At 45.7% G+C, this 10,762-nt stretch carries 6 protein-coding genes and 1 rRNA gene; 3 read left to right on the forward strand and 4 right to left on the reverse strand.

Annotated elements, in window-relative coordinates:
• Positions 1 to 30: 30 nt before the first annotated feature.
• Together JIN82_RS02265 and htpG are read right to left on the reverse strand one after the other, a co-directional pair.
• Positions 31 to 2,202: a sialate O-acetylesterase gene (locus JIN82_RS02265; protein ID WP_200310009.1), complete on the reverse strand. Its 2,172-nt coding sequence runs from the start codon at positions 2,200 to 2,202 to the stop codon at positions 31 to 33.
• A gap of 214 nt (positions 2,203 to 2,416) precedes the next feature.
• Positions 2,417 to 4,249, reverse strand: coding sequence for a molecular chaperone HtpG (gene htpG, locus JIN82_RS02270; RefSeq protein ID WP_200310010.1), 1,833 nt, complete (start codon positions 4,247 to 4,249; stop codon positions 2,417 to 2,419).
• A 138-nt stretch (positions 4,250 to 4,387) separates the two neighbouring features.
• On the opposite strand from htpG, the gene JIN82_RS02275 reads away from it, so the two are divergent.
• The 3 genes from JIN82_RS02275 to JIN82_RS02285 all read left to right on the forward strand — a co-directional run bounded on the left by JIN82_RS02275 (position 4,388) and on the right by JIN82_RS02285 (position 8,923).
• Complete coding sequence (locus tag JIN82_RS02275; protein ID WP_200310011.1) at positions 4,388 to 6,481, forward strand: ATP-dependent nuclease; 2,094 nt, start codon at positions 4,388 to 4,390, stop codon at positions 6,479 to 6,481.
• 358 nt (positions 6,482 to 6,839) lie between these two features.
• Positions 6,840 to 7,415 carry a YdeI/OmpD-associated family protein gene (locus JIN82_RS02280; protein WP_200310012.1) on the forward strand — a complete coding sequence of 192 codons (576 nt, stop codon included), beginning with the start codon at positions 6,840 to 6,842 and terminating at the stop codon, positions 7,413 to 7,415.
• Between the two features lie 158 nt (positions 7,416 to 7,573).
• The gene (locus JIN82_RS02285) at positions 7,574 to 8,923 is read left to right on the forward strand and encodes an MATE family efflux transporter (RefSeq protein ID WP_200310013.1); all 1,350 of its coding nucleotides are present in this window, start codon (positions 7,574 to 7,576) and stop codon (positions 8,921 to 8,923) included.
• Positions 8,924 to 8,968: 45 nt separating this feature from the next.
• On the opposite strand, the gene JIN82_RS02290 is transcribed toward JIN82_RS02285, so the two are convergent.
• Both JIN82_RS02290 and rrf read right to left on the reverse strand, forming a co-directional pair.
• Complete coding sequence (locus JIN82_RS02290; protein WP_200310014.1) at positions 8,969 to 9,883, reverse strand: alpha/beta hydrolase; 915 nt, start codon at positions 9,881 to 9,883, stop codon at positions 8,969 to 8,971.
• 572 nt (positions 9,884 to 10,455) lie between these two features.
• Positions 10,456 to 10,571: ribosomal RNA gene (gene rrf, locus JIN82_RS02295) — 5S ribosomal RNA — on the reverse strand.
• Positions 10,572 to 10,762: the final 191 nt, after the last annotated feature.

The raw sequence follows: 10,762 nt of genomic DNA on the forward strand, positions 1-10,762 counted from the left end.
GTGGATGCCCTTGATTAAGTTTCTAGCTAGTTATTTCACTTGCAGTTTGAATGCGCTTGTTGGCCACATTTCAGAATTCACCAAATTAGGTTCCGCTCGCTCACTCCAAGCAAAGCGCACCCACTCAGGTGACTCAACTCCTTCAGCTGAGAGCACCACACAATCCCCCTCAATTTTTGCTTTTGCTAGAGAGAAATTACCATCAGCGCCAGCTAGCTCAAACCAATCTGGCTGCTTACCGTCACGCGTGCTTAGTCCGTCAGCCACCTCGCTGAACTGGACAACAACATTGCCTTTCAGCCTATGAGCACTCAGCGCTACAGGGCCGCTTGCGCAGACATCTTTTTGTCCGTAGTGATTTTTCAATGCCACCTGAGCTAACCGCTCACCAACGGGCTTCTTGTTTAATGGGTGGATATCATTTATGTCTCCAACATCATTAATAACAACCATTGATGAATTCTCTATCACCTCAGCTGCCTTTGCTTGAGCTAACCAAAGCTCCGGCAGTAAATCAGCACCACGATTATAGCTATAAGGCGCGATCTGGACAAAATACAGCGGGAAAGAATCACCACCCCACACTTGGCGCCAGTCATTAGCTAGGGTCTGCATCTTATCTACATAGTGCTCACCATCATTTAAGTTCGCCTCGCCCTGATACCAAATCATACCCGCAATCGGCATTTTGGTATACGGGTGCACCATCGCATTATAATAAATCTGAGTCCCCTCTGGAGTTAGACTTGGCGCCCAGTTTTCTATCTGCGTGCCTCCAATGCTTGAATGAATCAGACCAATAGGAATATCTAGCTGGTTCTGCACCATACGCCCAAAGTAGTATGCAGTAGCCGAGAAGTTATTCAAATTGTCAGGGCTAGCTACTAACCATTCAGCTTGAAACTCTAGCTCCTCCTTTTTCATTCCACTCAGACCTTTCGGTGTCTGCACGAAATGTAAATCGTTATGCTGGGCATTACTGATCGCCTCAGGTCCACCATCGGTGTTAGCCAGGCCCCACTGCATATTAGACTGACCAGAGCAAAACCACACATCTCCCACCTTCACATTAGTAAGTACCAATTCACGGCCGCTACTTGTTAGCTTCAACTCACTACCTTGGTTGATAGGCTGAGCTGGTAGAGTGACCGACCAAGACCCCTTGCTATCAGCTTTGGTCTGAATTTTCTCACCGTTCGCAAATTGCACCGTCACCTCGCTAGCTGGTAACGAGGTCCCCCAAACAGGAATCTCACGGTCGCGCTGCAATATCATATTGTCGCTAAACAAATGGTCAAAACTAAGTAGCCCCTTCACGGGCAGGATAAAAGTGCCCGTAGCCACACTACCTCTGCCGTCATCAGCTTGGAACACAAATTCATTATCACCTCTATCAGTGAATTTAGGTTCACCTGAAAAACTGCCATCAGGCTGCAACTCTAACCAACTAGGGCCAGCTAGTTTTTTAAATGTCAATTTATCACCGTCTGGATCCTCGGCCCAATCATTCAGAGAACCACTGAATGTATCAAGCTCCATCACATCATCCCAGCGCATAGTATACGGGTGCGAAACAAAACTAACTGGCAGATTCCCATCACCACGTATTCCAGCCACTGAGGCATTATCAATAAAATGGCGCTGAAATACAGGGCCTTCACCGCGCACTTCTGTTCCTAGCTGAATTTGCCCATAACTGGCTCCATCTGGCGCTACAGCGGTACCAGAAAGGTTGTGCCATTGCTGCACGGGTACAGCTAAATTATCCGCTTTTGCCACCACTTGGCGGGCACCTAACGAATTATTATCACCATCAAACCAAACCACTCTGATAGCTGGCTCCCATCTCGAATCCTGGCTATCAGCATTCATGAAATCTACCGAGAACTGATAGTCTTCGCCAGCAACGACACTGAAATTCTGATAGACATAAGTGGCGTCCCAGGTAATGACAATAGCCTTATTGTCTTTAGCCAATCGCGTGTCGAATTCCCCACTAGTCAACCACGACTTGCGTGTCTCCGGCTTCCATAGCTGCCGTCTCCACCCCTCGCAGATGAAATGCGGAGCATCTCTATCTTCGGCAAGGCCAATTTCAAAATCTCCATTGATCAAGAGCTCTTCAGGCGCAGCTGCTAGCTGGCCCAATGGCGCTAGCAGTATGAACCAGACACAAGCACGTTCTCTAAAGCTTAAATTCATGCCAATAAGGTAAGCCAGAAATACTAGAAAAACACAGCTTATCATTGCAAATTTCAATACAAAGATTACCAATAATGATAATTAAAACAACTAAACGCTTGGAAAAATAACACAAACAGCTTGAGATTTCGACAAAAAAAGACGCCTGAAGTTTCCCTCAGACGCCCTAGAATTTTAAGTCAGCCAGTAAGCCTAACTTAGAAAATAAAATCGACTACTTCTGCACCACTTTCTCAAGCAGCTTGTTGATGCGCTCAGTCATTTCGTGAGTATTGTCTAGCAGACCAGCTGCCAGCATCGCGTTATCGGTCAGCTGTTGGGCTACCAACTCAGCAGTTTCGCTATCGCTTTCAGCTAGCTTTGCTAGACCGTGGATCACGCTGTGACGTGGGTTAATTTCCAGCTCCACCTTGCTCTCAGGCATTGGCTGGCCCATCGCTTGCATCATCGCGCGCATTTGTGCGTTAGGAGCCTCCTTAGGTGTCAGCGCAGCTACTGGGCTATCTACCAGACGACCACTGCTGTTCACATTTTCAATGCGCTCACCCAGTGTGCTCTTCAGCCAATCTTTCAGTTTAGTCTCGTCAGCTTCGCTCAGTGCTTCACCTTCGCTGACTACATCTTCCAGCTCGATGTCTGAGCTGTTAGCAGCAACAAACTTCTTACCTTTAAACTCAAAGATTGAGTCGAGAACGTACTGGTCAACCGGCTCAGTGAAGTAAGCCACTTCAATGCCACGTGCCTTGAATGCCTCAAGGTATGGTCCTTGCTCGATAGCATCTTTTGAGCTGCCTAGCAGGTAGTAAATTTCTTCCTGACCATCTTTAGCGCGGTCGATGTACTCAGCAAAGCTAGACTTCTCACCGTCGCTCATTGAGCTCTCGAAGCGCAGCAATGATACCAGCTGCTCCTGGTGCTCAGGACTTGTTGCGATACCTTCCTTGAGGAAGCGGCTGAACTTCTGATAGAACTCGAGGTACTTCTCAGTCTCATTTTTTGCCTGTCTATCTAGGAACTTGAGGAATCGCTTAGTGATCAGCGTATTCAGCTTCTTGATCAGCGCACTGTCCTGCATGGCTTCGCGAGAAATGCTCAGCGGCAGGTCTTCGCTGTCGATCACACCACGTAGGAATCGCAGCCAATCTGGCAGCAATTTCTCCGGCTTAGAATCAATCAGCACCTTGCGGCAGTAGAGAGAAACACCAGCTTCCATCTGCCCCATGCCAAACTGCTCTTGGTTTTCCTCAGGAATAAATAACAGCGCGTGGATAGAAAGTGGCGCGTCAGCTGAGAAGTGCATGGTGCCACGTGGTTTGTCCCACGCGTGCGCTACAAATTTATAGAATTCTTCGTACTGCTCTTCGGTGACGTCTTTCTTAGACTTCAGCCAGATCGCCTCCACTGTGTTGACGCGCTCGCCATTCAGGTTGATTGGGAATGAGACGAAGTTAGAATATTTTTCAAGGATCGCTTTGATGCGGTCAGCCTTGGCAAACTCCTCCATGCCTTCCTTCAGCTTGAGCACCATCTTAGAGCCACGCTCAGCGTCAGCCGCATCGTCGATGCTATAACCGCTAGCACCATCACTGGTCCATACGTGACCATCCGCAGCTGGATCTGATGAACGAGTGAAAACTTCCACTTCACTAGCAGCCATGAATGAGCTGTAAAAACCAACACCAAACTTACCAATCACGTCGGCGTTGTTCTCGCCCTGTTCTTTGATCTGCTCAAGAAATGCCTTAGTGCCAGAATGTGCAATCGTGCCCAGGTTCTGCACCAGCTCAGCGTGAGTCATGCCAATACCATGATCAGCAATCGTTAGCGTATTATTCTCCTCATCGGTTGTGATATTGATCTCCAATGGCAGATCAGCCTGATAGATGTTGTTATCCTTCAGCTGCAGCAAACGCAGTTTCTCAAGCGCATCCGATGCATTCGATACCAACTCACGTACAAAGATCTCTTTGTCCGTGTAAATCGAGTGAATCACGATGTCGAGCAACTGACGTACTTCAGCTTGGAATGATTGTGTTTCTTTTGACATAATTTCAGCTATTTCGCTGGCCAAAATCTAAGCTGCAAACCGCCAGCTGCAAGGGTTTTTTAGAAAAAATCGCAACAATAGATTCATAAGGATCCCTATCAAATTAGCTTTAATAAATGCTATACAAAGTGGTTAGCCGTGTTGAATCTAAATATACAAAAACAAGCATTAGATATGACCACCGAAACCATAAAATCCCGTCAGATAAAACATCTCATCTTCGACCAGGACACAGCAAACGAATATATTCCCCCAGACAAAAAAACCAACAAAACACCTGTCTGTGTACCTAACCTTTCAAAAATCAACATACTCGTTGGTCCAAACAATTCAGGGAAAAGCCGTCTACTTCGACGAGTTTTACAGGGAAAATTTAAGCATTTTCAGAAAGTTGATCTCACTCAACGCGAACTCTCTATTATCAACACTGCTTTCTCCCAATACATCGAACCTAACAATCAATCAGCTAATAAATTTAGCTCGTGGTTGCATAAAGAAAACGACACTCAAAATGGAAATGCCCCTGAAGATGCTTGGCTAAATTATTGCGCTCAGTCGTCTATAACAGGATCAACACTTAAAGATCACTTTTTAGCTGATTATTTATACCAACAATTCATCAATAAACTTTGTTTAGGTGGTCAGTCTCTGCCTGAGAATGAAATCAACCGCTTCATAAACGAGGGAAGATCATGCACGCAATCTTTATCCAGTCATATACAATCAAATCAAATTAGTGACATTAATAACATAAAATACGTCTACATACCTCTCCTAAGAGGCCTGAGGCCATTAATGAATGCAAGTGACTTGAATACAGCTCTTGGACTAACTATGAAAGATGAACAAGTAAGTATTCCATTAAGTAATCGAGTGAATTCATTATTTGGAGAGGCTAATGAACGTGACCTTGAAAATTTATTAGATTTTTACAAAAATACAACTTTACGAGATTACCGGGAATTAAAATCCTCAGACATATCTATCTACACAGGTTTAAACATCTATTATGATATCCGTCGCTTGCTTTTGGGTTCCCATCACGAGCGCTTAAAAGCTCGAAAATTTGAAGAATTTCTCAGCCAGCATTTTTTTGAAGGGGCCGAAGTGGAACTAACCCCAAGAGCCTCACTCAAAGGTGTATTACATGTAAAAATCGGAAAAGGTGAAGATATGCCTATTCATATGCTAGGAGATGGAATCCAAGCAATGATAGCAATCCTCTATCCACTATTGACCCAGCTACATCAATCTGACTTCTATTTTATCGGCATAGAAGAGCCTGAACTCAACTTGCACCCAGGTCTACAAAGACAACTGATTAAAGCTCTAATGGATATTCCAAACGCTCAATTCTTTTTAACCACCCATTCAAATCATTTCCTTGAGTCCTTGTTTGATGAAGAAGATATATCTCTATATAAAATTAATAAAAACTACACTCACGATGATTCATCAGTGAGGGCTTATACTCAGATCACTCCTTTAGCAGATGGCAACAAATCCGTGCTAGCAGACCTAGGCGTCATCAATTCATCTCTATTTCTTTCTAACTGTACAATCTGGGTTGAAGGGGTAACTGATAGACACTTATTTCAACACTATTTATCACTCTATCATAACCACTTATCTAAAACAACTAAACCTGTTGCTCTATACGAAGGCAAACATTATTCGTTTGTAGAATACGGAGGAGCAAACATTACACATTGGTCCTGGTTGGATTTAGATAAAAATCCAATCAACGTTGAAAGGCTATGCGGCACAGTCATGCTTATAGCTGATGATGATAATGCTACTAAGGGGGCAAAAGCCGAAAGACTAGACTCTCTCAGTAATAAACTTGAAGAGAGGTTCATCAGGTTAAATTGCAAAGAAACAGAAAATTTGCATTCAGACATTGTTCTAGGTCGAATACTCTCCACATACGCAAAGTCAGGCTGTGATTGTACATTCAAAGCTAAGTGGTCTACATATCAAAAACGGCCAATCGGCAAATACCTTGATGACATTATTAAATCAAAGGGGTTCACAATGAAAAACTCTCAAAAAAATTTCAAATCGGGCAATACAGTTTCCAATAAAACTCAATTTAATGAAAGAGCAATCAAGGCTACAAAAGTATGGGATGATTTAACAGAGGAAGCTAAACGCGTGACACAAGAAATATACCAATTCATATTAAAACAAAACACAGCTGATTGTTATACTTCATCGAACTCCAATCACTAATATCACTCTTCATCAATTGCTTCAGCTTCGACGGGCCATTTTAGGGCTTTGGTCTGAACGTGTTCTGGTGGTGGTTAGTTGCCGCCTTCTAAGGAGATGACAGCGACCTCAGCCTTGTACTTTTCTAGCCCATCAATGTCGCAATCTAACAAAACATTGTCATCACTACCGATCACCAGAGGCACCCCCATATCGTCGGCATAATCGAGATCGTAGTATTTATGACCACCTAACTAACCTACAGTTGAGTAAATGCCAGCCCACGGCCAGTCGCCCCATGCACTGTAGTGAAATGCGCGCCAAGTGCTTCATGAAATTTCTTCCATGAACAAGCTCTGCTAATCAAATCAATCACCCCATGCCTGAACCCGATCCAGATAAAATCATAAGCTTCAAATCTTCCGCCGATTTATCGCTATGGTTAGAGCAAAATCACGAAAGTGAAAATGAGCTATGGATCAAAGTCTTTAAGGTGAAAACAGGCATTGCTAGTGTGACATGGAGCGACATCGTCGTTGAAGCGCTTTGTTGGGGCTGGATCGATGGCATCAAGAAGTCAATCGACGAGCAAGCCTACCTGCAGCGAATTACCCCCAGAAAGGCTAAAAGTAGTTGGTCGAAAAGAAACCGCTCTCATGTAGAGCGTTTGATAAACGAAGGGAAAATGCACGAGCCCGGATTAATACATATTCGCGCCGCCAAAGCCGACGGCAGATGGGACAATGCCTACGCGACTAGTGAAATAGAAGTACCCGATGACTTCATCGCAGCACTTGAGAATAAGCCTAGCGCAAAACAATTTTTCCAAACACTAACGAAATCAAACCGCTACATCATCGCTCACGGGCTAACTAGCGCAAAAAAACCGGAAACGAGACAGAGGCGGTTTGATAAATTCATGGACAAGCTAAGCCACCAAGAGAAGCCAAGTTAGAAAAATACCCTAGCTCAAGAAAGTAGATTCGACTCTATCTTGTTCTGAAGCCAAAGAGCCCAGCTTGCGTTTCGCCTATAGTCTCCCTCCACCACAGGAAAACTCCGCCCTTGTCGCATGGGGGGCGCTAAATTAAGCTGGCCCCAGTACTTCATCTAATGGCTTCCACTTCACTGACCTCGGGCCCACTAAGCTCACACATACGCCGCATTGCACTGCCGATGAGTATCGGCTTTTTCTTCAATACGATGTATAACGTGGTGGACTCGTTTTACGCGGGTAAAATTTCCACGGAAGCGCTAGCGGCGATGGCGCTCTCATTTCCGGTTTTCTTCATCATCATCGCGGTCAGCGAAGGCATTGCTAGGGGAGCCTCAGCGCTGATAGCTAACGCAGTTGGCTCTCAGGATCACAAGCAAGAAGCCGCCCTATCAGAGCAGGTTTATTCACTCGGATTTTTCTGCGCCATTGGACTTACGCTTGTCGGCATCTTCTCAGCTGAGCCGCTGTTTCGCATCTTGGGGGCGACAGGGAGCTATTTGGACCTAGCCTTAGCCTATATCAGACCGCTCTTTCTAGGCTCCATCTTTTTCATCCTCAGCAGTATGAGCAACTCAATCCTGCTAGCTCATGGTGATAGTAAAACCTTTGGGCGAGTGCTGGTGATAGGTTTTTTTATGAACCTCATTCTCGACCCGTGGTTCCTTTACGGTGGCTTTGGCCTCCCCGCCATGGGCATCACTGGCATTTCACTAGCCACCATTTTGATCCAGGCCATTGGAGGGATCTACCTTCTATCTGTTGTGATTAGACGTGGTCACCTACCGAGAAATCTAGTCCAAAACATTCGCCCTAGGCTGCGTGTCTACGGTGAAATCTTACGCCAAGGGATTCCAACAAGCTTCAATATGATGTCAGTTGCTCTTGGATTTTTTGTCACCACTTACTACCTAAAATTCTACGGCGAGGCGACTGTGGCCGCCTTTGGAGTCGGCACTCGAATCGAGCAAATTGCCTTGCTACCAGCTATTGGCATTGGCTCAGCCGTCGTCGCCATCGTAGGTCAAAATAATGGGGCAGGAAAATATGAACGAGTACGCGAATGCATCCAACTGTGCACACGCTACGGCATGATTCTCATCACCACCGCCTCTGTGCTCTTGTATGTTTTTGCCACCCACTTAGTCACCATTTTCACAGACGACCAAGAGGTCATTCAGCTAGGCCGAGACTACGTGCGAATCGTCGCTTTTATTCAATGGGCCTACGTCGCCGGCTTCATCTACATCGGCTGCCTGCAAGCCCTCAAGCGCCCAATGTACGGCTTTGTTGAAGCTATCCTGCGCAAGATCGTGCTACCATTAATAGTCTTCCACATCGCCGTTAGTGTGCTAGAGGTCGAGCTCACTGGCTTCTGGTGGAGCATGGTCGGGATTAATACCGTCATGGCAATTATCACCATCAGCTATACTCGCGCCACACTGAAGAAACTCTACACAGCGAGTTAGGCTGTTCTACAAAACCTTTAGATTACTGAAGTTTTAAACTCAGATTCATTCGACTTCGAACTCCTCAGCTTCAACTAACCATTTGAGAGCCTTTGTCTTAATATGTTCCGGTGAAGCTTGGTGGCCACCTTCAAACGAAATCACCACCACCTCGGCATTGTGTTTTTGCAATACCTCAATATCGCGCTCTAACCAGTGATTGCTATCATTGCTGCCAATCACCAATGCCACCCGCATATCATCGCAATAATCCAGATCGTGATATTTGGTTCCTCCCAGCCAGCCCACGCTAGAATAAATGCCAGCCCACGGCCAATCAACCCACGCACTGTAATGAAATGCTCGCCATGCGCCGCCTGAGTTGCCGCCCATGAATAGTCGGTCGTGATCAAAATCAACCCCTTCAACGATCTGCGGGAAAACCTCTCTAAAACGCAAAAGCATCTCAGCCTCACGTTTGTCATCGTCACCAGTATTGCGGAAGCTTCCTGCGCCTATCAAAATAATGCCCGCTTCTTCAGCTGCATGAATGTGTTGTTTCACATGACGCAATGCCTTCGCTCCAGCATTAAATAAAATCACTGCAGGCATCTTAGCATCATCAGCCGCCAACTTAGCATGCGCGGATGGATAATAAATAAAGAGATCTGTTGGATATTGGCCTTCCGTTACGATGTGCTCAAATCGACCACCTAACTCAGCAACCTGAGCGTCTATCAAATCTCCCTGTTCGCCCCATTCTACCAGCCACGCTTTATCAACAATGCCAAAGTCATCAAAGTGGTATTTCACGTCCTCCTTATCATTGATTTTCAAGACCACCTCACCAGTCTCTACCTTATAACTAACCAGCTCGGCAAAAAACTTCTCCCCTTCAGCAGTCGCCCAGCTACGCGAATCTGTATTGGCACAGGCTAAGGAACAAATGCAGAGATAGAAAATATACAGATAAGATTTCATATAAGCAAAAACTAACACGCTCGTTTCATTGCGCCATAAAAATCCCTAGCGTAAAATATCCCTCTTACTGCTAGTGGCTAAATTCTAAATAAGAAGCCGCCCGACGAACCGTCAGCTGGCTACTAAAAGCCGGCAGTGTAAAACTGGCTGAAATGAACTGGCTGAAATGAACTGGCTGAAATGAACTGGCTGAAATGAACTGGCTGCAAAGAACTGGTTAAGAGAACCGCAGAATAAGTCGATCCAGCTAGAAGCTAAAAGCGGTGCTAAAGCACGCGCACTCTAAACGCATTCGCCCAGCTACAAAGCTTGGAACACTAGCACCTACAGCGAAGCGCACTTTCAGGCCGCAGGCCGTACTTGCAGCGAGCTTGAGAGCGCACCTTATACTTGCAGCGCAGCGAACCTTCCACCTGTAGCGAAGCGCACCTTAGGGCGCAGCCCGTACTTTCAGGCCGCAGGCCTTACCTGCACTGCTCACTGCTCACTGCGCACTTTTTCCCACTGATCACTCCCGCGCAGCGGGGCACAAAAAAGCCCTTACTAAGCTTTCACTTAGTAAGGGCATATAAACCTGGCAACGACCTACTCTCACATGGCCTATCGCCACACTACCATCGGCGCAACAATGTTTCACTTCCGGGTTCGGAATGGGACCGGGTGGTTCCACCGTGCTATGGTCACCAGAAATCGAGTGACTAGTTTCAAGTTTTCAGTTTCAAGTGGTCTTGATGCTGAGCTTGGGGTCAGTCGATTTCTATTGGCCTTAGCTGGCTGGAGTATTTGTTACGATTGCTTTTTGGTTTTGGTTAAGAGCGTTAGCTGGGTTCTTTGTTTTAGTTTGCTAGTTACTTGAAACTGACAACTTGAAACTTGAAT

Source organism: Persicirhabdus sediminis, assembly GCF_016595495.1.
Classification (GTDB): Bacteria; Verrucomicrobiota; Verrucomicrobiia; order Verrucomicrobiales; family Akkermansiaceae; genus Persicirhabdus; species Persicirhabdus sediminis.

Bases quoted from the DNA above. Each gene is read 5' to 3' on its own strand.
- JIN82_RS02265 (WP_200310009.1), bottom strand. From the start codon at position 2,202: ATGAATTTAAGCTTTAGAGAACGTGCTTGTGTCTGGTTCATACTGCTA.
- htpG (WP_200310010.1), bottom strand. From the start codon at position 4,249: ATGTCAAAAGAAACACAATCATTCCAAGCTGAAGTACGTCAGTTGCTC.
- JIN82_RS02280 (WP_200310012.1), top strand. From the start codon at position 6,840: ATGCCTGAACCCGATCCAGATAAAATCATAAGCTTCAAATCTTCCGCC.
- JIN82_RS02285 (WP_200310013.1), top strand. From the start codon at position 7,574: ATGGCTTCCACTTCACTGACCTCGGGCCCACTAAGCTCACACATACGC.
- JIN82_RS02290 (WP_200310014.1), bottom strand. From the start codon at position 9,883: ATGAAATCTTATCTGTATATTTTCTATCTCTGCATTTGTTCCTTAGCC.